Below are 26,416 nucleotides of genomic sequence, written 5' to 3' on the forward strand. Positions count from 1 at the left end.
AAATAATAAGATCAATATAGTGAGTTAAGTACAATGATAAATAGACTGATGGTAAGATATAGCGCATATTTTATTTGCTATTAAACTAAGTATATTGCATTGTATCTTAGCTCACTTTTTATGAGGTGAAATAAAGTGAAATTTTCAATTATAGTACCAAGCTATAACTCGGAAAAATATATTGAAGAGTTATTAAACAGTCTAAAAAATCAAAAGTACGATAAAAAGGATTTTGAAGTGATAGTTGTTGACGATTGTTCAACAGATGACACACTAAAAATTGTAGAGCCATATAAAGATAAGATGAATTTAATTGTGAAAAAGCTTGATACTAATTCAGGTGGCCCAGGTAAGCCAAGAAATACAGCACTACAAATTGCTCAAGGAGAATATGTATTTTTTGTAGACTCTGATGATTATATTAATAACGATACGTTAAAAGATGTGTCTAAATTTGTAGATAACAATAATGCAGATGTGGTATTAGTAAGAATGGAAGGTGTAAATGGTCGTGGTGTTCCAAGGTCTATGTTTAAAGAAACAAGTGACTCTGTGACACTGGAAAATTCGAGGATTATATATACACTAGGTCCTACTAAGTTCTATAGAACATCGTTATTACGCAATAATAATATTGATTTTCCAGAAGATTTGCGTAGCGCTGAAGATCAACTATTTACAATGAAAGCTTATCTCAATGCGGATAAAATAGCTGTACTAGCTGATAAATCTTATTACTATGCTGCAAAACGTGAAGGCGAACATATGAGTTCAGCCTACGTTTCACCAGAAGATTTTTACAAGGTCATGTCATTGATAACTGAAGCAATATTAGACAGTCCTTTAGATAATAAACATAAGGTGCTAGGTTATTTTATAGATCGTCATTTCTCCTTCTCAAGAACTAATAATTTTTCTCTGAAAATAGCCGATGATAAAAAAGAAGTATGGATGGATGCATTAGGTGACTTTATTCAAAAAGTACCTTCAGAAGTAGATGAATTAGTAAACGATTCCTTGAAACCATTGTTGTATTACGCACGTCTAAAAGATATGAAACATTACCAAATGGTTGAAGAAAGTTATAAAAATGGTCGCTTTTATAACTATAATGCACACCAAGGAGAATTGGAAATACAATTTGGTGAAAATGAGCCGTTTTTCAAATTCAAACAATTGATTAAACCTGATTTAAGAATGTCGCATTTTAAATTTAATGATAAAGGATTTGAAATAGAGCTAGAATTCTTAAAATCAATCATTAATCCTAATCATGTTGCGACAATGATTCAATTAAAGCTTGTTTCTCGAAACAAAAAAGAACTGATTTATGTACCGTTAGCAATTAACGATCAATCTCGCTTTAAATTTAGTGCGTCGATGAATGATATAATCCCATACTTGGTGAAAGAAAAAGTTTGGGATGCCTTTTTAGAGATGAGAGTAGATAATATGATTGTTGAAAAACGTATTGGTAGTAAACGTGCAAAATACCCTTATGAAGTAGAGACAAGTACAATTGCAGAAAGTAATAATAAATATTATCGCTTTACGCCATACTTCACGAAAGATTTTGATAATCTGTCATTCTATGTAACTAATAATAAACTTTATGACATGTTAGAAGTTACTTCTAAAGATAGTAAAACAATACAATTACGTAGCTTAAAATTCAATTACTTATTATCAGAAGGGATGACAGCACTTATGTTGCCTAAACGCTTCACTTATGGTTATTTAAACAGTTTAAACACAAACGATAAGATGACATATGATTTAACTGTGCATGAGAAAGTGAAAGCAAGCGAACTTAAAAAGAACTTTAGAATTGAAACGCCGCATTTAATCTTAAAGTATTAATGATATATTAGTCTATCTTTAAAGACGTTTAAGCTTAAACTCAAAATTTAATAGATGACTGTTAGAATTCTACGGAAATCTAACAGTCATTTTTTTTACAATATAATTATTTTATGGGAATCATGAAATACAAAAGTGAAGAATTAGAAACTGTTAATACCATAGGTTCTTTATGAGCATGCATATTTAATTTTGCTAATGGATAGTTGGTATTATTTATTTGTTTCAGTATTGCAGGATTAATATATTTCTGGTTGAGCTTGTGAGGTACCAATTGTGAAACCATACCATGGTCACGGTTAAGTAGACGCGTAAATACAGGGAAATCGTTGGAGAAATTATGGTTAATATTGACCTCTACGTATTTATGAGTCTGATTGCTTTGATTATTAAACAATAAAAAATGATAATGGTTTTTTGTTTTAGCTATTATTCCATAAGAAAGCAATGCAACTTGATTATTGAGAAAAGGCTTTAATAAACTATAAACATGAACGATAGGCATTACGCTTTGATGGTGATTGATAAGCATAAAGTGCTCTTTATCATCTGTATAATAGGCATAGCCAAAGCCAGCGATGTATTGATTTAGTTCAATCAATAATTCAGACAATAATATATGGGTAGCATCAGTCTCATTATTGAAATAAGCTTTTAATGCATTGTGGGTTATTTTAGCGAAAATTAATTTTTTTGAATGTTTTATCCCCATTTTATGAAGGAACAGCGCTATATTTTGTTTTAAAGTATTTTCTGATTTAGAATAAGTTGATTTTTTTGAAATTAAGTTTCCAAATGTAATCAAGTCATGGTTAATGTAAAAATAATCTACTTGTAATGCATTAATTTTCTTAATGATGTGAGTGAGGTTATGACCATATTCAATAAAAGAATCTATAACGATTCCTGTTTTTAACAAAGGAAATTGGTGATTTAATCTTTTGATGAGGCATTGCATATCTTTAATAGAACTGATTTCAAGTTCAAATAATAGAGTTATTTGCTCTAAGCAATTTTTAGTATTAAGCGTTTCTTTCAATACTTTAAGTACATGATAATCAAATGTTTGCATTAAATTTAAAGTTGTAATTTTAAATGTTAAATCATATCCTTGAGTAATTAAATATTTAATTGTTTCAAATAACTGTTGAGTATCTAAATCATTTAAGTACACAAAGTCTGTATTTTTAATTAAAAAGTTTACTTTAGAGAAGTTGGAATAAATATTATTTTGTATAGCATTGTAATTAAATTTTAATAAGTCTTGTAAATTATCTATCCGAATAACCATAAAAGTATCATGGAAGCGTTGATTAAAAGATAGGTCAGCTAGATTTAAAGTATATGGTATTTCTGTTTGATTGCGAGAATAATAATGAATATCCGAAAAATATTTGGATAAATTAGGTTCGTTGATTGCTATTTGATAAGGATCGTTGAAATACCCTTTTCTAAATTGATAAATATACCTTTTAGGAGGTACACCAATATAATGTTTGAAATGTTTTGAATAAGTACTCACATTCATGAACTTATATTTTGTTGCTACATCGTGAATCGCTTTACTATCCTGTATTAAATCAAAGACTGATAAAGCAATTTTCAATGAACTTATATATTGTTTGAAATTCATAGTTAATATTTTTGAGAATAAAATAGAGATATAGGATTGTGAAATGAAAAATGTTTTGGATACTTGCTTAGTAGTTAAAGTGTCATAGATATTTTTATGGATATATTGTGTTAGGCGATAAACTAGTGGGTGCTTTGTGTATAGAGGTGGTAAATAATTATATTGTAATGTCACTTTTGCTTCTTTTAGTAAAAACTCGATTATATTAGAAATATAGTAATTCATTACATTTTTGTCTTGAGCATTATTTTGGAGCTTTTGTAAAATTAAATTTTTGAATTGCTCTACATAACGTATTTGATTAAAGTCAAAAAATGAATGCGATAAACATGCATCTTTTTCAATAAATAAAGGTAATGGGATATCTAGTTCAAGAAGATCTTGAACATCAATCATTTGATATAAATCAGCATTGTTAATTATAACGCCATTTTCTATCGTCATAATTGAGCCATTCAAATTAATTTTACATGGCTTACCTAACGGAAGAAGTATAATAACCTTATTTATACAGCGTGTTAATTCAGTTGTGTAATGACTTCTAATAGATAAAGAACTTATCACAAATATCACCTTTGCCTAAATATAAACCGATTGCTTTATAGTAATAACGTTATTGTACAACTGTGACATGAAAAAATGTTCGAATATCAAACAAGATTAATAAATGGATATCTTAAAGAAATAATTAGTCGTTCAGACAAATGATTTCTTAATGGAGAATTGGAATTCATTAAATTTATTGGGCTTTAAATTAATAAATAAGATACTTCATTTAGAACGTGAAAATTTGAGGTTAGTTACAAATAAATGGATTTGTATATAATTTTTAAACATAAGCTAAATATATGCAATAAACATAAAAATGATGATACAAATACTTCTGTTTTAAATTAAAGTGAGAGAAAGTAGTAAATAATGAAAAAGAAGGAGTTTGTTGCACTTAAAAATAAGGATGACGTGCTAACCTTATGATTTATTTAGAAGGATAATAAAGGGAACAGTGAACAATACAAGAAGATCTAAAACCACAGCCTGAAAGTGATTTTAGATCTCTTGCAATGGGCCATATTGAAGTATATGCTCATTTGCTGAGAATCATGTTGATACGCTTTATTAAAACGGGTGCATAAAGTTTAATTCTGGGAATGGAATATAACTATGATAATAAACGGCACGATGATGGGCCTTTATATAAAACGCAAACACATTCTCTATAAATATTATATAACTAACAATGTAGTCTTACAATATAAAATGCATAAATAATAAAAACTTGCACAATGCAAAGTAGGTTTGTTAAAATGGCTTAACTTTCTTGAAATTAACATAAGTTAGCACTTAATAATGAGAGAGAAATAATTTTTAGTAGAATCATTTTTGGTTAGCATATAAGTCTATAGATTTGAAAATTAAAATTGAACAGGTAATAAATAAAAACAAAGTAAATAAGCCATTAAATAAAGTATTTCTGAAGATTTGAAAGATGGTTATAGAGCTAAGTTTTTCCAAAAATATGGAGCCAGTTGTTTGGATTTCAAACAAATCAAGGGAGAACAGTATTAACGTGATAAAGACCATGTAGATTAAAGCTATAACAAAAAGATTTAATATATCAGACAAAAGTATTTTTTTCATAGTCACCAAGCTCCTCTCTTATTTCTCTATAACCGATTAAACAAAAAGTAATAGTAATATGTATAAATTTACCAAAACTTTATAAAAGTGATAAGCAGTCAAGTTATAGCGAACAATATAAATGTTGCATAAGAAAAAGCAAGAATTTAATAAATTAAGTTTAAATCTTAGGTCAAAACTGTTTAACATGCCAATATTGTGCTAAAGAGTAAGTAGTTTAGTTTTATCAAGAAGGGGAGGTTCAATATGTATAAAGCTATTATCTTTGATGTGTATGGAACAATCTTTGATATGTCATCCTTAGAAAATGATATGACTCAATTTGATGATGAATTAGCAGCATCAATTTCAAAACTATGGCGAAAAACGCAATTAAACCATATGTTTTTAAGACAAATTATGCAGCGCTATATTCCATTTGATGATTTAACTAAAGATGCTTTACGCTATGTACTGGATGAACATAAAATTCAGTATAATAGGGACGACATAAATCAATTATTTGATGCCTTTTTAGATTTAAATTATTTTAATGAAATTCCACGTGTACTTTCTAGTTTGAATGGAAAAGGTTTCGATATTGGTATACTTTCTAATGGCAATGATAGTATGTTAATGCCGTTAGTCGACAATTCAAAAATCAGTGACTATATAAATACTGTGATTAGTGTAGATGAGATTAAGCAATATAAGCCAAGTCCTGCGAGCTATGCGTTAATATTAGAATATTATAAAATGACTAGAGAAGATATTTTGTTTGTGTCTTCAAACTCTTGGGATGTAACGGGAGCAGCTAATTTTGGTTTTGATACCGTATGGGTAAACCGTAAAGGAGAACAATATGATGATAATGGACAGTCGCCGACCATTACAGTGAATAATTTAAATGAAATGGCAAAGTGGTTAGAAATGAATAAATAAATATAATAAAACAGCCCTAAATTTTAGGGCTGTTCAGAGTGTCGACAAAGTTCACGACTTTGTCGACATATTTTTATGCAGGCAAAAAATGTCTGTAGTCTTTAGCTTATGCCTTTTTAACTAGTCAGGAGTCGGCCTAAATTACTGTAACTTTTCAATCAAAATCGATATGTTAAATTTCGTATATGACGTTGTCGAAGACAAATATTTGAAGTGTATAGTCTTATTTCAATGGTATAGTACTTAAATCTAATTGATAAAAGGCTAAATCAAGCCACTTATCAAATTTATAACCTACCTTATGTATGGTACCTGAATGCGTAAAGTTAAATTTTTTATGTAAATAAATACTATAATCATTTGTAGCATCAATACCAGCAACTAATGTTTTATAGCCATTGCTGTGTGCCTGTTCAATGATTTCTGAGAGTAATTGAGAAGCAATACCTTTACCTCTATGGTGTTTATTAACGTAAATAGAATGTTCAATTGAGTATTGATAGGCAGGCCAATCTCGAAATGAACCATAAGTAGCAAAACCGATTGCTTCTCCTTGCTCTTCATATACGATGATAGGTTCATTATTGTCGGCCTTTTTTTCGAACCAAGCTTCTCGTGATTCTAGGGTTTGGGGATTATATGTATAAACTGCTGTAGTATTGAGTATAGCATCGTTATAGATGTCTAATATATTAGGTAAGTCGGATTGAACTGCGTTACGTATCATAATATATCATCCTTTCAGTGAGTTTTTGTGAAAATAATTCATAAGTGTAGTTAGAAAATCATTTATTTATATTTAACACCTAATATGATGAATACGCAATTTATTGTTATGAAAGTTAACATCTTAGATTATATAATAGACAATACCTTAAGAAAAGAATGTATAGCCTATTATGCGTTGTGCTATACTTATGTAGAATTCTATAATAATTAAAGCTAATAAAGGAGTTATAAAGCATGAAAAAATGGGGGAGCCGACTCATTTCACTTATTGGAGTATTGCTTATATTGGCAGCTATTTATATCTTTGCCAAGCCACATATTGATAATTATTTTACTGAGAAAGAGAACGAGGAAAAAGTTGAAACTTTCGATAAACAACATAACAAGAACCAACAAAAGCATGTTGAAATACCAAATGATAAATCAGAAATGGCAGGCTATATATCCGTGCCAGATGCAGATATAAAAACACCAGTTTATCCTGGACCAGCGACACCAGCTCAACTTGAAAGAGGTGTGAGTTTTGCTGAAGCAGATGAGTCATTAGAAGATCAAAACATTGCAATTGCTGGTCATACGTTCACAGGTTCATCGACCTATCAATTTTCTAACTTGCCAAAAGCAAAAAAAGGAAGCAGTGTCTATTTTAAAACTGGTAATGAGGAAAAAACATATAAAATCACTAAAATATTTGACGTGAAGCCTGAAGATGTTGAAGTTCTAGAAGAACAACAATTAGATAAACAGCAATTAACTTTAATTACTTGTGATAACTATAATGAACAAACAGGTGAGTGGGAAGACCGTAAAATATTTGTAGCTGAAGCGACTTAAATGATATTAGTAATTGAAAAAAGACCGTATCGAGACGATTGTATTAAACTACTGTGATTGAACAAGAGTGTAGTTTAACGGCAAGCATGAGCTTGTAATAATCGCTTGATAACGGTCTTTTATATTATTGATCGATAACGTCGATAAAACGTTTTGTTATTTCTTTTGGACGCGTAATTGCTCCGCCAACGACAGTACAATGCACACCGAGTTCAGTAACTGCTTTGAACATTTCAGGGGTGATGACATTACCTTCAGCAATAACTTTAGCATTAACATTTGCTAAAACATCTTTAAGAAATTGGAAATTATTTTCATATAAAATATGTCCTTTAGTATAAGAGGTATAGCCACGTAATGTAGTGCCTACATAATCGAAACCTAATTCGTCCGCGTATTGCGCTTCTTCAAGCGTTGAAATATCAGCCATAATCTCAACATTTGGTGCTGCTTGTCGTATATATGAAACAAGTTCTTGTAATGATTCTTTAGGACGTTGTTGTTTTGTAGCATCTAAGGCAATTACTTCACATTTACTTTCAATTAATTCATCAATTTCTTGACTTGTTGCTGTAATGAAAACGTCTGAATTATCGTAATCACGTTTAACGATACCAATGATTGGTAGGTTAACTTCTTTTTTGATAGCAATGATATCTTCTTTAGAATTTGCTCTAATGCCAACTGCGCCACCTTCGTATGCAGCTAGAGCCATTTTTGACATGATAAATGATGAGTGTAAAGGCTCATCAGGTAAAGCTTGGCATGAAACAATTAATCCTTGTGGTAACATAATATTACACTCCATAACTTTAGTAGATTTAATATAAAAATTAATTTGTATCGACTTAGTAATTTTAATATAACATCAAGAAAATAACAATCAATAGTTTTCATTGTTATGAAAAACATTTTCATATATACTTTAATTATTATTTATTTTGAAAGGGTGAATTTTATGAAATTTGAAAATCGTATTCAACGTTATCATCATTTATTTACAAAAACTGATAAACAAATTGTTGATTACATTCAAAATAATGATTTTGATGATACATTTTCCACAATTAATTCGCTAGCGTATGCTATTAAAACATCACCAGCGACCATTACACGCTTTAGTAATAAATTGAATTATGACAACTTTCAAGATTTGAAATTTAATTTACAACAAGAAATGACGGACAGAGTTATTGAGAACAGCCCCCTGATTCAACGTATCCATAAGTATCATCAAGATATTATTCAACAAACAGGAGAGTTTATATCTGATGAAAAAATTCAGAGTTTTGTAAATCAAATTAATCGTAGCCGTCAAATTATTTATGCTGGGCTCGGTAGTTCAGGTTTATCTGCAACTGAATTTTACTATCGCATGATGCGTATGGGACTGAAGGGGAGCGTTTCTACAGATGCGCATCAAATGAAAATATTTGCGTCATTATTAACAGCTTCGGATACTTTTGTAGCTATTTCAAATAGCGGTGAGACTACAGAGTTAATTGCTGCTGCAGAAATTGCACATGAACGAGGTGCTTATGTGGTAGTCATTACAAATTATGAAGGAAGTCTTTTAACGCAATGCGCAGATTTAGTATTAATTACAACGGATCAATCTAGAATTAATGATACACAATTTATTAATACACAAATAGCGACGCTTTTCTTAATAGATATTGTCAGTTATTTATTGTTAGATGATAAATATATGAATAATGTTTATCAACAAACTAAAAAAGTGATTTTAAATGAATGATAACAACAGATAACCTGCGAAATGGAGTGCGTGACTTTTCTCATATTTACTGAATGACATATAGTTGTTCAAATTAAAGAAACGCAGGATTTCACAGGTTATTTTTAAAATTTAGAAATTGCACCAAACAGTGAAGCATGATTTTGTGTACGTGTAGTTTGTATGGCTGCATGACCATATTGTGGAGGTAAGAACCTTTCTATTTTTGGTGTGATATATTTGAGTAATTGCTGATCTTGGGAAGATATACCACCACCGATAAGAATTAAACCAGGATCATAGATGATTTGAATTTGTGCAATACCTTCGGCAACAGCTTGACTCCATTGATTAAGAATAGATAGTGCCAACGTGTCCCCTTGCTCAGCTAATTCAAATAGTTTAGGTACATCCTCTTCATAGGGAAACGCACGAGATAACATTAAAGATTTTAGTGCTGAAGTTGAGGCGCGTTGTTCAAATGTCTTATTCTCTTCCGCGTTATATAATAAATAACCTATTTCATTTGCTCTATTACGTTCTCCATTGTATAACTGTAACGTATCGTTATAAAAAGCGCCGCCAATCCCAGTACCTAGTGTAAGACAAAATATATTATCCACTTCATATTGGTGAAGACTAAGTTCACCGAGTAAGGCGGCATTCACATCATTAAAGACTTGAACTTGTGCATTCAGTGGTGCTAGTAAATGGTGAAAATTTGTGCCATTATAATTAGGTATTGTTGGTCCAGTGTAGACAACGATGCCATTTTCTTCATCAACAACACCAGCACTAGATATGCCTACTTGTAAGGGATTAAGATTGTATTCTTTTTGAAAACGTTCAACTAATGCGTATACAGTATCAACGATAAGATGATTAATATTGTCCGGTGTAGAAACTTTGTGATAATCTATAAAACTTAAATCTTCGTCTAAAACAGCCGCCTTAATTGCTGTTCCTCCGATATCAATTGCGACTTTATAATTTTCCATATGCCATGCCTCCTGTAACATCTTCTTATTATATGTATCATCTTTGTATTTAAATGTGTAGTTATAACTACATCTGAAAATTATTTTCATAAAATATCATAATAAATGATGAAACTTTTCAAAAAGCTATTGCCACTATTTATGGTAGCGTTTACAATTTGAGATGTAAATAGAAATCTATGGAAGATGATATATAGATCATAAAAGGTTATATACATTTTTTATAATAATAACTTAAGAAAAATAGATGGAGGGTTATCACATGGAAGAGAACTTAAAAGGTTTATATGCAGCGTTGTTAGTACCGTTTGATGAACAAGGTCAAGTGAAAGAAGAAGGATTAAAACAGATTGCTAAAAATGCAATTGAAACAGAAGGTTTAGACGGATTATATGTAAATGGTAGTTCTGGAGAAAACTTTTTAATAAATAAAGAACAGAAAAAACAAATCTTCAAACTTGCTAAAGAAGCAGTAAATGATGACGTGAAGATGATTGCACAAGTCGGTTCTTTAGATTTAAATGAAGCGATTGAATTGGGGAAATATGCTACAGAATTGGGCTATGATGCAATTTCAGCAGTTACGCCATTTTACTATCCTTTCTCATTTGAAGAAATTAAGGATTATTATTTTGAATTAATTGAAGCAACTCAAAACAATCTCATTATATATGCTATTCCTGATTTAACAGGTGTGAATATATCAATAGAGCAATTTGGCGAACTTTTTGAACATGAAAAAGTAATCGGTGTGAAATACACTGCACCAAACTTCTTCTTGCTCGAGCGTATACGTAAAGCATATCCAAACAAATTAATTCTTTCTGGCTTTGATGAAATGTTAGTCCAAGCTGCAATATCTGGGGTAGATGGCGCAATTGGCTCAACTTATAATGTGAATGGTAAGCGCGCTAGACAAATTTTTGAAAAAGCTCAAAATGGTGAAATTGATGAAGCTTATCAAATTCAACACGATACAAATGACATTATTGAAAATGTATTATCCATGGGTATCTATTCAACATTAAAAGAAATTCTAGCAACGCGTGGTATTGATGGTGGCCAACCTAAGCGCCCATTCAAACCATTTGATGAAAGTAATAGAAGTAAATTGGAAACATTAATCAAAAACTATAATTTATAAAACATCACACAAGGGGATGAAGTAAATGCAACAGGTAGGTTTTGGTACATGGAACTGGGTAGCAGTTATCGCTTATTTATTGATTATGTTATTAATTGGTGCATACTTTACCAAACGCGCAAGTCAAAATACAGATAGCTTCTTCACAGCAAGTGGACGTTTGCCGTCTTGGGCAGTAGGTTTTTCTATTTATGCAACCACTTTAAGTGCGATCACGTTTATGTCTACGCCAGAAAAAGCATTTCTAACTGACTGGTCTTATATTGCTGGTAATATTGCAATTGTAGCTATTATTCCACTGTTAATTTATTTTTATGTACCGTTTTTCAAAAAGTTAAATGTTACTTCTGCATACGAGTATTTAGAAGCACGATTTGGGCCGAGTGTCCGTGTCATAGGTTCATTACTGTTTGTGTTATTTCATATAGGTAGAGTTGCAATTGTAATTTATTTACCTACATTGGCAATCACAGCAGTATCTGATATGAATCCTTATGTGGTTGCGAGTCTCGTTGGGATACTTTGTATCTTATATACCTTCTTAGGGGGCTTTGAAGGTGTAGTATGGAGTGACTTTATTCAAGGGGTCATCTTATTAGGCGGTGCCGCAGCAATTATCATACTAGGTGTATCACACTTACAAGATGGTATGGGCACACTTATATCAGATGCAATGGAAAATAAGAAAATTATTAGTGTAGATAACTGGAAATTAAATTCGGCAGCTGCAGCAATTCCTATTATTTTCTTAGGTAATATATTTAATAATTTACATCAATATACTGCGAGTCAAGACGTGGTACAACGTTACCAAGCGTCAGATTCAATGAAAGAAACGAAAAAAGCATTGTGGATGAATGGTGCTTTAGCGTTAATTTCTGCACCATTATTTTATGGTATGGGTACAATGCTTTATTCATTCTATAGCCATGAAAGTACTTTACCAGAAGGCTTTAATACGTCATCAATCGTACCGTATTTTATACTTACTGAAATGCCGCCGTTTGTTGCTGGAATATTAATTGCTGCTATTTTTGCAGCCGCACAGTCAACGATTTCATCAAGCTTAAATTCAATTTCTGCTTGTTTATCTGTTGATATTAAACATAGATTTTTCGGCAAAGGTGAAGAAAAAAGCGAAGTCGCTTTTGCAAGATGGATGATTATTTTAGCTGGTTTATTTGGTTTTGGAATGTCGCTCTATCTTATTGCAGCAGATTCCAATGATTTATGGGATTTATTCTTATTAGTTACAGGCCTTGTAGGCGTACCATTAGCAGGTGTATTTGCAGTTGGTATATTTACAAAACGTACAAATACATTTGGCGTAATTGTAGGACTAATTTTGGGAATCATTATTGCTTATATCTTTAATGGCGTAGGTGGAGGAAACTCACCATTCTTTGTTTCAATTATTTCATTTGTAGTTGCTTTTATCTTCTCTTATATTGTGAGTATTATTGTCCCAGATGAGAAGAAAGATATTAAAGGCTTAACGATTTATGACATTAAAGAAAAATCTAATTATATTTCTAAAGTGCATGTTAAAAAACATAAAAGTTAAGCAGCATCATACAACTACTTAACTTAATTAAAATAACTGTTAAAGACATAATATAGCTTGAAATAAAAGCAAAAATCAGTACGTTGGAAGTATATAGACTGTCGAAAAAGTATTAAATTTTTCGGCAATTTTTGTATTTATTTTCCATTATTTAAGCTATAGGAAAAAATATAAAATTAAATTACTTAAAAATGATTTTTTTAATAAGATAGTGAGCGTTTAATATTAATAATTAAATTACAATATATGATGAATTTACTTTGAATCACACTGTATAGTCGATATAATGTAAAGATATACATAAATAGGAAGATTTGAGGGGATATTATGATAAAAGCAATTGCGGTTGATATGGATGGAACATTTTTAGATTCCAAAAAAGGTTATGATGAAAAAAGATTTGAACAAATTTTTCAACAGCTCAAAGCACATGACATTAAGTTTATTGCAGCAAGTGGTAACCAATATGCTAAATTAAAATCTATTTTCGGACAACGTGATATGTTGTTTGTAGCTGAAAATGGTGCAGTTATATATGAAGGGGATACTTTATATGACTATGAAGCATTTGATAGAAGCTTTTATCAAAAAGTAATTGACTATTTAAACATTGAGCGTGGCATTGATAATCTGATTGTTTGTGGATTACGTAGTGCCTATATACTAAAAGATAATACAGAAGCGTTTAAAAAAGAAGCGCATTTTTATTATCGTCAATTAAAAGAAATTGAGTCATTTCAAGATTTACCAGATGATGAATATGTGAAAATAGCATTGAATATTGATAGAAAATCACACCCAACACTAGATGAAGACTTAAGTGAAAACTTTACTGAAGATTTAAAGCTTGTATCAAGTGGTCGAGACAGTATCGATCTTATTATACCTGGAATGACTAAAGGCCAGGCATTGCATCGTTTATTAAAGAAATGGGAATTAAGTCCTGATAGCTTGATGGCATTTGGTGACGCCAATAATGACTTAGATATGTTAGAGCTTGCAACACATAGTTATGTTATGAAAAATAGTGAAGATAAAACATTATTTGAAGTAGCAAATCACATTGCACCTACGAATGATGAACAAGGCGTGTTAACTGTAATTGAAGAAAAAGTATTAAGCGCACTGAATTAAATATATAGGAAAGCGGGACAGAAATCTTTAACTTTGCTGTATTTATGTGCCTTACGCTTAAACTGTCGACAAAATCGTAACTTTGTTGGCAGTTTTTTGTTTCTTTTTTACAGATATAATTTAGATAGTGCTATATAAACTTCATACTCGCTTGCCTAGGATACAGTCTTAATCGCTTATATTAGCCGTCGCAATTATATAAACATATTATTTCAATAAGAATTAGAAAGTAGCTATACTGATATATATATAATTGATTTGAAAGGTAGGTTACTCAGGTTATGACACAAATGCAACAAACGATCTTAGATGCGTTTAATTTTAGACATGCAACGAAACGTTTTGACGCAAGTAAAAAAATAGAAGACAGTGATTTTAATACTATTTTAGAGGCGGGCAGACTTTCACCAAGCTCACTCGGATTAGAGCCATGGAAATTTGTTGTGATTCAAAATAGTGAGATTAGAAGCAAATTGAAAGAAATCAGTTGGGGTGCAAAAGGCCAGCTAGATACAGCAAGTCATTTTGTCTTAATCTTAGCACGCAAAAATGTTACAGCGAAATCACCATTCGTTCAACATATGATACGTGATATTAAAAAGTATAGTGAAGAAAGTATTCCAGCAACAGAAGAAAAATTCGAAAATTTCCAAACGAGTTTTCATATTAATGACACTGAACAAACATTGTTAGAATGGGCTAAGAAACAAACATATATTGCACTTGGAAATATGATGACGAGTGCAGCATTGTTAAACATTGATTCTTGTCCTATAGAAGGTTTTGATTTGGATGCAGTCACTCAATTCTTAGCTGAAGAAGGTATTGCAGATACAGAACACTTTGCACCTTCCGTAATGGCAGCTTTTGGTTATAGAGAAACAGAATCTAAAGACAAAGTACGCCAGCCTCAAGCAGATGTTGTAGAATGGTTATAATAAATATTTGAATTTGTATAATAAACAAAACCTCCAAACTACCTACTTTTTGTAGAAGCTTTGGAGGTTTCTTTATATACTTTATTCGAAAAGTTACCAGTAGTTATTTATTTTTATCAGCCACAAGTGAAGCGTCGCTGTGTATTGCAATCTCAAAACCTTCTGGTCCGATAAATTGTTCAGAAGTTGCACTAGGTTTGTATATATCAACATGTGATAAACCAAAACTTGTGTCGTTATCTTGACGTACCGTGTTGGATTGCCATACGTTTGCTGCGATATGGTGGTGGTATTGATTGGTAGACATAAATAGCGCTTGTGGGTAATCGGAAATATGTTCTAATCCCAATTGATCAATATAATAATGACGCGCTTGTTCTAAGTCTGCAGTTTTTAAATGTAAATGTCCTATTTTGGCATCGTCAGGCATACCTTGCCAACCTGTTTCTGTACGTTGTGCAACAAGGTCATTAACATCGACTTGCAGTGTATCCATTTTTACTTTATTGCCGTTCCATGACCATTCGTTTTTTGAGCGGTCATCGTAGATTTCAATCCCGTTGCCTTCAGGATCTGAAAGGTATAACGCTTCACTGACAAGGTGGTCACCTCCACCAACTTGAACGCCTAAACTTGATGCGTGATATAAGAAGTTAGCTAAATCTATTCTAGATGGTAATAGTAGGGCGATATGGAATAGACCCGCTTCTTTCATAGAAGGGCGACGTCCATCAGTGATTTCGTGTAAAGTTAAAGTGTGACCATGGTTGCCTATATTAAATATGACGTCCTTTTGAGTTTCAGTATTGACGGTTAAACCTAAAATTTGTTTATAAAATTTAATCATTGTTGATAGGTTTTCAACATTTAAAGTGATATTCGTTACTTGGATTGATGTATTATCGTGAAAAGTCATAATAAAGCTCCTTATCATTACTTGTATTTATTATTGTTACAAGTTTGAGTTTAGAGTATCTTACTTTATAAGTCAACACAATTTGCTCGAATGTACAAATAGAATTTCAAAGCGATTTATAGTTTGAATTTCAGCATGTGGTATATTAAGGTTAAATGAAAAAAGTTAACGGATAGGAGTTTTGAAAATGGCACATTATTATTTTAAAGAAAATTTTTTCAGTTCTTCCAAATCAGCAATTGATGTGTTTAATGATAAGGATGAAGCGGTATTTAAGTTACAATTATTTTATACTTCATCAACACAAGAGGCTTTTGCAATGTTTGGCAATAGCAAACAAAACTTTGAGATCACAGATGGCAAAGATACGTATCGTATTCTTCAGGAAAAAACTATAAGTGGGGCGTTTAAAACACCATTTAAAACAGTATGGCAAGTAGAAAAAAACGACAATCCAATAGGTGTTTTTCGTTCGAAAATAGGCTTTAAACCTACGTTGCTTTTTGAGGGTAATAAAGGTGATACATTAAAATTTCAATCAGGACTTTTTTCTAGAAGTGTAAAAGTGACAGATGGACATAATGAATTAATGCAAACAAAGTCTGAGCGCTTTAAATTAGCGTCACGTCATGACGTATATATTGAAGGTGAAACGTATCACCCAGCAATGTTAATTATGTTGTTCCAAGTGTTTTACGAATTTCAAGAACAACAGCGAAAAAACTCAAACTAAAATGTATTATATTTTATGCCGGCAGTGATTTTCATTGCCGGTATTTTTATATGTCTTTTAGTGACTTGTAGTGTAAAAATATTGATATATTTACCTATGTAAACTTGTGGTAAACTATAGAGAAAGTGTAATTAACATGATTTTGGAGGTGAGGATTTGAAAGTATTTTGGAAATTAGGATGGTTTTTTAAACAACAAAAAAAGAGTTATATTGTTGGTTTATTTACGTTGCTATTAATCGCATTAATTGAAATCGTACCACCTCAAATCATAGGTAAGACAATAGACCAAATGACGACAAATAAGCTAACACCCAAATTATTAACAATCTACCTTATTATCCTAACTATTGTAGCGATATTAACGTATGTTTTAAGATATGTATGGAGATTATCCATTTTTGGAACGAGTCAAAAGCTAGGGCAGACTTTGAGAACCTATTTGTATGAAAAATACACGGCTATGAGCGCGATATTTTTCCAAAACAGACGTACAGGCGATTTAATGGCGCATGCAACTAACGATATAAGAGCAGTACAAAATGCTGCAGGTGCGGGTATTCTAATGATTGCTGATTCGTTAATTAGTGGAGGTACCGTTGTAATTACTATGGCTACGACGGTAAGTTGGCAACTAACATTAATTGCGCTTATTCCCTTACCTTTTATGGTGTTATTAACGAGTTACTATGGATCACTTTTAAGCAAAGGATTTAAAAAAGCACAAGCTGCGTTTAGTAAATTGAATGATAAAACGCAGGAAAGTGTTGCAGGTATTAAAGTGACTAAAACATTTGGTTATGAATCAAGTGACCAAGCAGATTTTAAAGCACTCAGTGATGATGTTGTAGCTAAAAATTTAAAAGTATCGAAAATAGATGCTTTATTTGATCCTACGATAACTTTGGTAATTGGTACTAGCTATTTTTTAGCGATTGCATTTGGTGCACAAATGGTATTTCAAAATGAGATTACGCTAGGACAACTTATTACTTTTACTACATATTTAGGCATGCTCGTATGGCCATTATTAGCGCTAGGTTTATTTTTTAATATTGTGCAGAGAGCCAAAGCGTCTTATGAGCGTATTGATGAAATTGAAAACTTACCGAACGATATAGAAACCACTTATAAAATCGATGGTCCTCCAACGGGTAACATTATATTTAATATAGAACAGTTTAATTTCACGGGTAATGATGAACAAGGACTATATGATATGCATTTTTCAGTTAAGCAGGGATCGACACTTGGAATTGTAGGACGTACAGGTTCTGGGAAAAGTGCATTAATACGTTTGCTATTGAGAGAATTTGATACTAAAAGACCGCAAGATATCACTTACGGTGGCCATCCAATACGTGATTATAATGTGAAGCATTTAAGAGCTCAGTTTGGCTATGTGCCACAAGAACATTTTTTATTCTCCACAACGATACGTAATAATATTGCATTTAGTAATGAGGAGATTGATGATGACAGTATTTATGAAGCGAGTCGCTTAAGTCATATTCATGACGATATTATGGCTTTCCCCAATAGTTATCATACTGTAGTTGGTGAACGGGGTGTTTCTTTATCTGGTGGTCAAAAGCAACGTGTGTCAATCGCACGAGCATTGTTAGTAGACCCAGAAGTTCTTATCTTGGATGATTCATTGTCAGCTGTGGATGCGCAAACGGAAGAAGCTATTTTAGCTAATTTAGAAAGTGTGAGAAATGGTAAAACCAATATCATTACTGCACATCGCATGAGCGCTGTAAAACATGCAGACTTCATCATTGTATTGGATGAAGGGACAATCGTTGAAAGTGGTACTCATAACTCACTCATAGAGAAAAAAGGTTGGTATTATGAAACGTATCAAGCCCAAGCTTTACAAGATAAGTTATCACGTAACTTAGATCATCTTACGAAAGGGGGCGATGAAAATGACTGAACGTACTAACTTAACTGCAAAGGACCAAGGAAGTGCATTAATTCGGTTGTTTAAATATACGTTACCCTATAAAGGTACGATTACATTAGCCTTTATCATGCTTATTTTATCCACTGTGGCAAGTATGATGACACCGTATATGGTCAAGATATTTATTGATGATTATTTAACGCCACGCCATTTTCCAAAAGATACGATGATTTGGTTGATTGTTATATTTTTAGGTATACAAATTATAGGTGCTATCACCCTTTATTTTAGTCAGTATATGTTCCAATATTTAGCTTTTAAGGTAATTCAACAATTACGTATTGACGCTTTTAATAAATTAGGTAAATTAGGAATGAAGTATTTCGATAAAGTTCCTGGAGGCAGTATTGTATCAAGATTGACGAATGATACAGAAACAATCGTGGATATGATCATTGGTGTTTTTTCAACTTTTATCATGGCATTTTTTATGATGATTGCAAGTTACATTATGATGTTTATTTTGGACGTAAAATTAGCATTAATTGCACTTGTGTTTTTACCTATTATTTTTATAATATTAGCGACGTATAGAAAATATTCTGCCTTTCTTTTTACTAAAACGAGACAAAGATTATCTGATTTGAATTCTAAATTAGCAGAATCAATTGAAGGTATGAGAATTATTCAAGCGTTTAATCAAGAGCAACGATTAAATAAAGAATTTAACAAGATTAATGATGAACATTATGACTATATGCTGAAAACAGTAAAACTTGATAGTTTATTATTACGTCCTGCTATCAGTTCTATATCTGTTTTTGCAGTGGTCATGATTCTTGGTTATTTTGGTGTTATTAGTTTTACTACTGGCATCACGGCGGGTGTTGTATTTGCGTTTGTACAATATATGGAACGTTTCTTTGAACCTATTAATCAAGTGAGTCAGAATTTAAATATCTTACAACAAGCACTTGTATCAGCTAGCAGAGTATTTGCACTTATTGATGATGACACTTATGAACCACAACAGCATGAAACCAATACACACAAAATTGAGGATGGGAAAATTGCATTTAAACATGTCAGTTTTAGTTATGATGGTGAAACAGATGTACTGAAAGATATCACTTTTACTGCCAATCCTGGTGAGATGGTAGCATTGGTTGGCCATACGGGTTCTGGAAAGAGTTCCATCGTTAACTTGTTTATGCGTTTTTATGAATTTAACCGAGGTGACATTGAAGTCGATGGCAATTCACTTAAGACTATACCTAAAGCTGAATTAAAAGAGAAAATAGGTTTAGTTTTACAAGATGCATTTATATTTTACGGTACAATCGCCTCTAATATTAAGTTATATCATCCTACGATGACGTTTGAACAAGTGAAGGCTGCAGCAGCATTTGTACATGCTAATCATTTTATTGAGAAATTGCCTGAGCAATATAATCATAAAGTAATAGAAAAAGGGAGTGCTTTTTCAAGCGGTGAAAGACAATTAATTGCATTCGCGAGAACAATTGCTACGAATCCCAAAGTATTAATTTTAGATGAAGCAACTGCAAATATAGATTCAGCAACAGAAGAGCAAATACAAAAATCATTAAATGAAATGCGAAAAGGTCGCACAACTTTAGCAATTGCACATAGATTATCCACAATACAAGATGCGGATCAAATCCTTGTATTAAATCGTGGGGAAATCGTAGAAAGAGGGACCCATGATCAATTGATTGCGCAACATGGTATATATCATAATATGTATTTACTACAAAATGGATAAAAGAGGGCGGGCGTATGAAATCAAATTTGATTCCATACGCCCGGCCTACAAGGATGACTGAAAAAAGAATACAAGAACTAAAGCTCTTGCGTAAGAACTAGTCATCTCCATAAATGAGGAAGTAGTTCTTTAAGAACTTGAAACAAATTAAGTTAAATTTCAGCTAGCTATTGTGAAATATCTAATTTAAAATTTTAAAGCTTAACCTACGTAAACATCTTGATAATCTGAATTCTTTTCAATTACTGCTTCAGCAAAAGGACAAGATGCAGTTACTTTTAAATTATTCTCACGTGCATAATCTACAACAGATTTAACTAATTTTGAACCAATACCTTGTCCACCAAACTCTTCTGGAACACCAGTGTGATCGATATCAATTTGATTATCACCTTGTTGTTTAAAAGTAATTTGCGCTTGTGGGTTATTTTCATCATCACCAATGTAAAATTTATTCGTACCTTGTTTAATATCAGCCATTTTATCACTCCTATTATAAATGTATTACTTACTAAATATCACGTTTTGCCAAATGTTAAACAATTTACAGTATGAATTAACATAGAAGTGATGAAGTTAAGTAAGGAAATATATAATGATTAAGCGAAAACCATTGAAAAATATGTGAAATAAGTTTATAGTTTTAACGGAACAATTTCGATTTGGAGGGGCAATTTTTTGAAAAAAAGTATACTGTTGATACTGACATGTGTATGCGCTGTGTTACTCAGTGCATGCGGGGATATTAATAAAGAAGAAAAACAAGACGTCAGTTCTAAAAATAAACTTAAAATATATACGACTGCATTTGCATTCAAAAGTTTTACCGAACAAATCGGTGGTAAATATGTTGAAGCAGAATCTATTTACCCGCCCGGTGCTGATATGCACTCATTTGAGCCTACGCAAAAAGAAATGATTAATATTGCCAAAGGTGATTTATTTGTTTATTCCAGTGAAGCTATGGATCCAGTCGCAAAAACAATTACACGTTCTATCAATAATGATAATTTAAAATTGCCCTTAGCAAGAAATTTGAGTGAAGACGATTTTAATGCTAATCATAAACATGAGGAAACAGCGCACGAACACGAGGAAGCAGAGCATAGCCATGAACATGAAGACGAACACGAAGGTCATGAACATGGCAAGAATGACCCTCATGTGTGGCTTGATCCAGAAATGAACAAAATATTTGCGAAAGAAATCAGAGATGATTTAACGAAAAAAGATCCTAAACACCAAGATTATTATGACAAAAATTATCAAAAAATAGTTAAAGATATTGAAGATATTGATGAGCAAATGAAAGCAATTACTAAAGATACGAAACGTGATAAAGTAGTTATTTCGCATGATTCTATCGGTTATTTAGCTAACAGATATGGTTTTGAACAAGTGGGTGTTAGCGGTATGAATAATGAAGAACCAAGTCAAAGAGATTTGATGGATATTGTTAAAAACATTAAAGCAACAGGACAACCTTACGTTTTATATGAACAAAATATTTCTTCTAAAGTAACGGATGTCATTCAGAAAGAATCTGATACGACACCATTAGGTTTCCATAATATGGCAACCTTGTCCAAATCCGAAGCGGATAAAGAAAACATATCATATCAATCATTGATGAAAGAAAACATAAAATCATTGGATAAAGCTTTGAACGATTAAAAAGCCAAAGTCAAAAAGCCACGAAAGAATGCTGTTTTAGCACATTTCTTCGTGGCTTTTTACTGTTATTATTCAAGTCTGTGACTGATATGTCTAGTCGTATCTTATATAAGATACAGTGGTATTATAATATTCATCAAGTCCATGAATGCCATCAGCGCCACCTATACCAGATTCTCTCCAACCGGCATGGAAACCATTTACAACTTCTTCAGCTTCACAGTTAGCATAAACTTCGCCAAATTTAAGTCGCTCTGTAGCAGTCATTATTTCTTTTAAATCTTCAGAAAAGATAAATGACGATAATCCGGCATTAGTATCGTTTGCTTGTTCAATAGCATCTTCAAATTCATTATATGTCACAATCGGTATGACAGGACCAAAAATTTCTTCTTTAAATGCACTATCTTGAGGATTAACTTTATCTAAAATAGTTGGTTCATAAAAATAGCCGGCGCCATCAACTTTATGTCCGCCTGTAATTAAGTCAGCACCATTTTTCACAGCATCTTGTACTTTGTCATCAATGCTATCAAGCTGTTGTTGATTAATAATAGCACCATAGTCCGTGTCTTTATTGAATGGATCACCAACTTTAAGTTGTTCCATCTTACCTTTTAATTTATTGATAAATGTATCGTGAATCGCTTCGTGTACAAAAATACGTTCTGGACATGTACACACTTGACCAGCATTGTTTACTCTTGCTGTAACGATATAGTCAACAGCTTTATCTAAATTAGCGTTTGAAGTGACGAGCGCAGGTGCATTACCACCAAGCTCTAAATTAACCTTTTTAACTGTACTAGCACTTTCAGCGTATACAGATTTACCTGCACGCATACTACCAGTAAGAGAGATTAATTGAATGTCCGGATGTTGTGCCAATTGAGTGCCAACTGTTTCGCCTTTACCTGGTAGAATTTGTACAAGACCAGCAGGTATTGTAGATTCACGAATAAGTTCTGCAAGTTTAAGTGTAATTAAAGAAGTTGCTTCACTTGGCTTAATCACTACCGAACAGCCAGTAACGATAGCTGGTATGACTTTTCTCATTAATACCATAATTGGCGCGTTCCAAGGAACGATGCCAGCAGTAACACCAACAGGTTTTTTCGTAAGTAAAATAGTTTCGTTTTCATGACTATTTTGTAAAACTTCACCTTTGTTACTCATGCTTAAACTAGTCATATAATCGATGAACTGAATCGCTTTATCAATTTCACCCTTAGCTGAAGCAAGTGTTTTACCTTGTTCTTTAACGTATAGTTCTGCCAATGTATCTTTATTCTGTTCTAATAATGGAATTAATAATTTTACATGATCAGCACGCGTAGGTTCAGGTACTTTTTCCCATTCTAACTGGGCGTGTTTTGATTTTTCTACTGCATCATTAACTTCGGATTCTGTTGCGAATGAAATTGTATCTATTATTTCTTCCGTAGCAGGGTTGATTACGTCTGCTGTGTCAGTTGATTTACTTTCGATAAATTCATTATTAATAAATAATTTGTTCAATTATGACACCTCCATATACTTCCTTCTACCACTGAATGTTTTTTGAAAACGAGAATGAGAGAAATAATATTATTTTGTATAATAATTAATGAGATATTTTAATTTGATTTTGAAGTGAAAATAAGCGATGAAAATGACTTTTAGTCTCAACAAAGACCATAAAATAGATGTTTTATTTATTTTGGTATATTTTTTATACTTATATGTTGACTATGTTATTGAGAGGTGTTATATTTATCTCGAATTCGAAACAAATTGAAAGTTGGTGACGTAATGGACCGTACAAAAGAATCATTAAATACATTCATTGGATTAAACCGAACGGTAGACTATTTGGAACAAATTGTTAGGACAGACGTTCAACGTTATGGCTTAAATCTTACAGAATTTGAAGTAATGGAATTATTGTATAACAAAGGTGATCAACCGATACAACGTATTGGACAGAGAGTATTAATTGCTAGCAGTAGCATCACATATGTTGTAGATAAATTAGAAGAAAAAGGTTTTGTAATCAGAATACGTAATGAACAAGATAAACGTGTTACCAATGCTTCGCTTACCGATCAAGGACATGCATTGATGGATGATATATTTCCAGAACATGCAGCAACGTTAACATCAACATTCTCGGTACTTACCGATGAAGAAATGACCACATTAAAACAAGCTTTGAAAAAAATAAGTGCTCAATCCACAGAAGTGTAGTAGCACTTTTAAAATTTAGTAAAAATTACTTCGAAATCGAGATAAATTATAAAATAAGGAGTTTTATTATGACAAACAATCAATTATTAGGTATCCACCACGTAACTGCGATCACTGACGATGCAGAAAGAAACTATAAATTTTTCACAGAAGTATTAGGTATGAGACTTGTTAAAAAAACAGTAAACCAAGATGACATATATACGTATCACACATTTTTTGCAGATGATGTAGGTTCACCAGGAACAGATATGACATTTTTCGATTTTCCTAATGTGCCAAAAGGTACTGGAGGAACAAATTCAATTTCACGTTCATCGTTTAGAGTTCCAAATGATGCAGCGCTTGAATATTATGAACAACGTTTTAATGACTTTGAAATAAAACATGATGGCATACAAACGTTATTTGGCACAAAAGTTTTACCATTTGAAGAAGTGGATGGTCAAAGATACCAACTTGTATCAGATGAACATAATACAGGTGTTGCACCGGGTACACCATGGAAAAATGGTCCTGTACCAACAGACAAAGCTATTTATGGATTGGGGCCAATTGAAATTACAGTTAGCTATTTTGAAGATTTTATCAAAATATTAGAACAAGTCTTTGGTATGAAAGTGAAACATGAAGAAGAAAATGTTGCTTTATTAGAGGTCGGCGAAGGTGGCAATGGCGGTCAAGTAATTTTAAGAAAAGATGCTGAAGGACCAGCATCGCGTCAAGGCTACGGTGAAGTACATCATGTGTCATTTAGATTAAAAGATCATGAAGCAATTGAGCAATGGATGGAAAAATATAAAGAATTAGGTATAGGTAATTCTGGCTTAGTAGATAGATTTTATTTTGAAGCTTTATATGCACGTATTGGTCATATATTAATTGAAGTATCTACAGATGGCCCAGGTTTTATGGGTGACGAACCATATGAAACACTTGGAGAAAGTCTAGCACTGCCACCATTTTTAGAAGAGCAACGTGAATATATTGAATCAGAAGTCAAACCATTTAACACAAAACGATAAAGTACTCGGGTTTAAAAAAAGTGCAAAGGTAAATAATTAGGGAGGGAACAATTATGGAAGCAATTCAACACATTCATCATATTTCAGCAATTGTAGGTAATCCAGAAGAAAACATTCAGTTTTATAGAGATATATTAAATTTAAAATTAATTAAAAAAACAGTGAATTTCGATGACCCGTCTACGTATCATTTATATTTCTCGAATGGCAACGTCGATAATGGAACGATATTAACGTTTTTCAATTGGCCAAATGCGCATAAAGGTCGTATTGGTGCAGGCCAAGTTGAAAGAATTGCGTTTAGAATTCCAAAAGATGCTATTGCAGCTTGGGAACAACATTTACTAGAAAATGATATAAATGTAGAAAGAACACAGTTATTCGATAAAGAAACTTTAGAGTTTGATGATATACATGGTTTGGCATTGGCACTTGTTGAAGGAGAAAAAAATGCAGATAATGACAAAGACATTATTGGTTTTCATGGTGTAACGATGTTGTCGATGGATCCAATAGCGACTGCACGTACCTTAACAAATGATATGGGATTGTCGCAAGTAAGTGAAAACGATGATTATATCCATATTGAAACAGCTGGTGATTGGCAACATCACGTCATGGTTCAGAAAGTCGCACCGGAAGAACATGTACGTTGGGGTGTTAGCGTTGTACATCACATTGCTTGGTCTGTACCTACAGATAAAGACCATCGTGGTTGGCAAGTAAAAATGACAGGAAAAGGTTACCACGTAACAGATGTTAAAGACCGTAATTATTTTAATGCAGTTTACATGAAAGAACATGGTGGTATTATTTTTGAATTTGCGACAGAGGGGCCAGGGTTTACCGTTGATGAACGGTTTGAGGAACTTGGTACACATTTGATGTTACCACCTCAATATGAAGAAAAAAGAGAAGAACTTTTACGCCATTTACCACCAATTAAAATATAATGATGTATGATAATAGAAATTTTACACAGTAGCAAGTTTAATGAATATAATACACAATTAAAGGAGA

22 protein-coding genes are annotated in these 26,416 nt (G+C 32.2%); 15 read left to right on the forward strand and 7 right to left on the reverse strand.

Annotation, left to right across the window (positions count from 1 at the left end):
* The first annotated feature begins 135 nt into the window (after positions 1-135).
* The gene (locus PYW44_RS02175) at positions 136-1,860 is read left to right on the forward strand and encodes a glycosyltransferase family 2 protein (RefSeq protein ID WP_021338604.1); all 1,725 of its coding nucleotides are present in this window, start codon (positions 136-138) and stop codon (positions 1,858-1,860) included.
* Between the two features lie 106 nt (positions 1,861-1,966).
* On the opposite strand, the gene PYW44_RS02180 is transcribed toward PYW44_RS02175, so the two are convergent.
* Entirely contained in the window at positions 1,967-3,937 is a 1,971-nt protein-coding gene (locus PYW44_RS02180) for a helix-turn-helix domain-containing protein (RefSeq protein WP_226957252.1), read from the reverse strand.
* 1,440 nt (positions 3,938-5,377) lie between these two features.
* Here PYW44_RS02180 and PYW44_RS02185 point away from each other — a divergent pair.
* The gene (locus PYW44_RS02185) at positions 5,378-6,052 is read left to right on the forward strand and encodes a haloacid dehalogenase type II (protein ID WP_021338602.1); all 675 of its coding nucleotides are present in this window, start codon (positions 5,378-5,380) and stop codon (positions 6,050-6,052) included.
* Positions 6,053-6,275: 223 nt separating this feature from the next.
* On the opposite strand, the gene PYW44_RS02190 is transcribed toward PYW44_RS02185, so the two are convergent.
* Positions 6,276-6,779: a GNAT family N-acetyltransferase gene (locus tag PYW44_RS02190; protein WP_021338601.1), complete on the reverse strand. Its 504-nt coding sequence runs from the start codon at positions 6,777-6,779 to the stop codon at positions 6,276-6,278.
* Positions 6,780-7,015: 236 nt separating this feature from the next.
* On the opposite strand from PYW44_RS02190, the gene srtA reads away from it, so the two are divergent.
* Positions 7,016-7,615: a class A sortase SrtA gene (srtA, locus tag PYW44_RS02195; RefSeq protein WP_021338600.1), complete on the forward strand. Its 600-nt coding sequence runs from the start codon at positions 7,016-7,018 to the stop codon at positions 7,613-7,615.
* A 124-nt stretch (positions 7,616-7,739) separates the two neighbouring features.
* On the opposite strand, the gene PYW44_RS02200 is transcribed toward srtA, so the two are convergent.
* Positions 7,740-8,408, reverse strand: coding sequence for an N-acetylmannosamine-6-phosphate 2-epimerase (locus PYW44_RS02200; RefSeq protein WP_021338599.1), 669 nt, complete (start codon positions 8,406-8,408; stop codon positions 7,740-7,742).
* 165 nt (positions 8,409-8,573) lie between these two features.
* Here PYW44_RS02200 and PYW44_RS02205 point away from each other — a divergent pair, with 165 nt between their 5' ends.
* Complete coding sequence (locus PYW44_RS02205; RefSeq protein WP_002506682.1) at positions 8,574-9,371, forward strand: MurR/RpiR family transcriptional regulator; 798 nt, start codon at positions 8,574-8,576, stop codon at positions 9,369-9,371.
* Positions 9,372-9,475: 104 nt separating this feature from the next.
* Here the strand turns inward: PYW44_RS02205 and PYW44_RS02210 are convergent, their stop codons facing one another.
* The gene (locus PYW44_RS02210; RefSeq protein WP_021338598.1) at positions 9,476-10,348 is read right to left on the reverse strand and encodes an ROK family protein; all 873 of its coding nucleotides are present in this window, start codon (positions 10,346-10,348) and stop codon (positions 9,476-9,478) included.
* Between the two features lie 262 nt (positions 10,349-10,610).
* Between PYW44_RS02210 and PYW44_RS02215 the strand changes: the two genes are divergently transcribed.
* The 4 genes from PYW44_RS02215 (at position 10,611) to PYW44_RS02230 (ending at position 15,128) form a co-directional block, all read left to right on the forward strand.
* On the forward strand, positions 10,611-11,492 hold the full coding sequence (locus tag PYW44_RS02215; RefSeq protein ID WP_002506684.1) for an N-acetylneuraminate lyase: 882 nt from the start codon (positions 10,611-10,613) through the stop codon (positions 11,490-11,492).
* A gap of 25 nt (positions 11,493-11,517) precedes the next feature.
* Positions 11,518-13,056 (forward strand): sodium:solute symporter family protein, encoded by a 1,539-nt coding sequence (locus PYW44_RS02220; RefSeq protein WP_064783431.1) that lies wholly within the window; start codon positions 11,518-11,520, stop codon positions 13,054-13,056.
* Positions 13,057-13,383: 327 nt separating this feature from the next.
* The gene (locus PYW44_RS02225) at positions 13,384-14,190 is read left to right on the forward strand and encodes a Cof-type HAD-IIB family hydrolase (protein ID WP_021338596.1); all 807 of its coding nucleotides are present in this window, start codon (positions 13,384-13,386) and stop codon (positions 14,188-14,190) included.
* Between the two features lie 281 nt (positions 14,191-14,471).
* A complete protein-coding gene (locus PYW44_RS02230; protein ID WP_002511530.1) occupies positions 14,472-15,128 on the forward strand; it encodes an NAD(P)H-dependent oxidoreductase in 657 nt (218 codons plus the stop codon).
* A 103-nt stretch (positions 15,129-15,231) separates the two neighbouring features.
* Here PYW44_RS02230 and PYW44_RS02235 read toward each other — a convergent pair whose 3' ends face one another.
* Entirely contained in the window at positions 15,232-16,044 is an 813-nt protein-coding gene (locus PYW44_RS02235) for a VOC family protein (RefSeq protein ID WP_021338595.1), read from the reverse strand.
* A gap of 187 nt (positions 16,045-16,231) precedes the next feature.
* Between PYW44_RS02235 and PYW44_RS02240 the strand changes: the two genes are divergently transcribed.
* The 3 genes from PYW44_RS02240 (at position 16,232) to PYW44_RS02250 (ending at position 20,471) form a co-directional block, all read left to right on the forward strand.
* Positions 16,232-16,777: a tubby C-terminal domain-like protein gene (locus PYW44_RS02240; RefSeq protein ID WP_021338594.1), complete on the forward strand. Its 546-nt coding sequence runs from the start codon at positions 16,232-16,234 to the stop codon at positions 16,775-16,777.
* Between the two features lie 156 nt (positions 16,778-16,933).
* Complete coding sequence (locus PYW44_RS02245; protein WP_021338593.1) at positions 16,934-18,715, forward strand: ABC transporter ATP-binding protein; 1,782 nt, start codon at positions 16,934-16,936, stop codon at positions 18,713-18,715.
* A complete protein-coding gene (locus PYW44_RS02250; RefSeq protein ID WP_021338592.1) occupies positions 18,708-20,471 on the forward strand; it encodes an ABC transporter ATP-binding protein in 1,764 nt (587 codons plus the stop codon). The genes PYW44_RS02245 and PYW44_RS02250 overlap by 8 nt, the downstream gene beginning before the upstream one ends.
* A 201-nt stretch (positions 20,472-20,672) precedes the next feature.
* Here the strand turns inward: PYW44_RS02250 and PYW44_RS02255 are convergent, their stop codons facing one another.
* A complete protein-coding gene (locus PYW44_RS02255; protein WP_002506693.1) occupies positions 20,673-20,951 on the reverse strand; it encodes a GNAT family N-acetyltransferase in 279 nt (92 codons plus the stop codon).
* Between the two features lie 198 nt (positions 20,952-21,149).
* On the opposite strand from PYW44_RS02255, the gene PYW44_RS02260 reads away from it, so the two are divergent.
* Complete coding sequence (locus tag PYW44_RS02260) at positions 21,150-22,145, forward strand: metal ABC transporter solute-binding protein, Zn/Mn family (RefSeq protein ID WP_021338591.1); 996 nt, start codon at positions 21,150-21,152, stop codon at positions 22,143-22,145.
* A gap of 93 nt (positions 22,146-22,238) precedes the next feature.
* On the opposite strand, the gene aldA is transcribed toward PYW44_RS02260, so the two are convergent.
* Positions 22,239-23,663: an aldehyde dehydrogenase gene (gene aldA / locus PYW44_RS02265; protein WP_021338590.1), complete on the reverse strand. Its 1,425-nt coding sequence runs from the start codon at positions 23,661-23,663 to the stop codon at positions 22,239-22,241.
* 273 nt (positions 23,664-23,936) lie between these two features.
* Between aldA and PYW44_RS02270 the strand changes: the two genes are divergently transcribed.
* From PYW44_RS02270 to PYW44_RS02280, 3 genes are all read left to right on the forward strand, one after another.
* Positions 23,937-24,371 (forward strand): MarR family winged helix-turn-helix transcriptional regulator, encoded by a 435-nt coding sequence (locus PYW44_RS02270; protein ID WP_002506696.1) that lies wholly within the window; start codon positions 23,937-23,939, stop codon positions 24,369-24,371.
* A 68-nt stretch (positions 24,372-24,439) separates the two neighbouring features.
* Positions 24,440-25,396, forward strand: a complete 957-nt coding sequence (mhqE, locus tag PYW44_RS02275; protein ID WP_021338588.1) for a ring-cleaving dioxygenase MhqE — start codon at positions 24,440-24,442, stop codon at positions 25,394-25,396.
* A gap of 53 nt (positions 25,397-25,449) precedes the next feature.
* Positions 25,450-26,349 (forward strand): VOC family protein, encoded by a 900-nt coding sequence (locus PYW44_RS02280; protein WP_069802382.1) that lies wholly within the window; start codon positions 25,450-25,452, stop codon positions 26,347-26,349.
* The last annotated feature ends 67 nt before the right edge of the window (positions 26,350-26,416 follow it).

The sequence above is a fragment of the Staphylococcus equorum genome, assembly GCF_029024965.1.
GTDB lineage: Bacteria > Bacillota > Bacilli > Staphylococcales > Staphylococcaceae > Staphylococcus > Staphylococcus equorum.

What these genes read in the sequence shown, in the direction of transcription:
- PYW44_RS02240 (WP_021338594.1), top strand. Translation starts at nt 16,232, where the DNA reads ATGGCACATTATTATTTTAAAGAAAATTTTTTCAGTTCTTCCAAATCA.
- PYW44_RS02230 (WP_002511530.1), top strand. Translation starts at nt 14,472, where the DNA reads ATGACACAAATGCAACAAACGATCTTAGATGCGTTTAATTTTAGACAT.
- PYW44_RS02205 (WP_002506682.1), top strand. Translation starts at nt 8,574, where the DNA reads ATGAAATTTGAAAATCGTATTCAACGTTATCATCATTTATTTACAAAA.
- PYW44_RS02180 (WP_226957252.1), bottom strand. Translation starts at nt 3,937, where the DNA reads ATGACGATAGAAAATGGCGTTATAATTAACAATGCTGATTTATATCAA.
- PYW44_RS02190 (WP_021338601.1), bottom strand. Translation starts at nt 6,779, where the DNA reads ATGATACGTAACGCAGTTCAATCCGACTTACCTAATATATTAGACATC.
- PYW44_RS02250 (WP_021338592.1), top strand. Translation starts at nt 18,708, where the DNA reads ATGACTGAACGTACTAACTTAACTGCAAAGGACCAAGGAAGTGCATTA.
- mhqE (WP_021338588.1), top strand. Translation starts at nt 24,440, where the DNA reads ATGACAAACAATCAATTATTAGGTATCCACCACGTAACTGCGATCACT.
- PYW44_RS02280 (WP_069802382.1), top strand. Translation starts at nt 25,450, where the DNA reads ATGGAAGCAATTCAACACATTCATCATATTTCAGCAATTGTAGGTAAT.
- PYW44_RS02210 (WP_021338598.1), bottom strand. Translation starts at nt 10,348, where the DNA reads ATGGAAAATTATAAAGTCGCAATTGATATCGGAGGAACAGCAATTAAG.
- PYW44_RS02215 (WP_002506684.1), top strand. Translation starts at nt 10,611, where the DNA reads ATGGAAGAGAACTTAAAAGGTTTATATGCAGCGTTGTTAGTACCGTTT.
- srtA (WP_021338600.1), top strand. Translation starts at nt 7,016, where the DNA reads ATGAAAAAATGGGGGAGCCGACTCATTTCACTTATTGGAGTATTGCTT.
- PYW44_RS02185 (WP_021338602.1), top strand. Translation starts at nt 5,378, where the DNA reads ATGTATAAAGCTATTATCTTTGATGTGTATGGAACAATCTTTGATATG.
- PYW44_RS02200 (WP_021338599.1), bottom strand. Translation starts at nt 8,408, where the DNA reads ATGTTACCACAAGGATTAATTGTTTCATGCCAAGCTTTACCTGATGAG.
- PYW44_RS02220 (WP_064783431.1), top strand. Translation starts at nt 11,518, where the DNA reads ATGCAACAGGTAGGTTTTGGTACATGGAACTGGGTAGCAGTTATCGCT.
- PYW44_RS02270 (WP_002506696.1), top strand. Translation starts at nt 23,937, where the DNA reads ATGGACCGTACAAAAGAATCATTAAATACATTCATTGGATTAAACCGA.
- PYW44_RS02255 (WP_002506693.1), bottom strand. Translation starts at nt 20,951, where the DNA reads ATGGCTGATATTAAACAAGGTACGAATAAATTTTACATTGGTGATGAT.
- PYW44_RS02225 (WP_021338596.1), top strand. Translation starts at nt 13,384, where the DNA reads ATGATAAAAGCAATTGCGGTTGATATGGATGGAACATTTTTAGATTCC.
- PYW44_RS02235 (WP_021338595.1), bottom strand. Translation starts at nt 16,044, where the DNA reads ATGACTTTTCACGATAATACATCAATCCAAGTAACGAATATCACTTTA.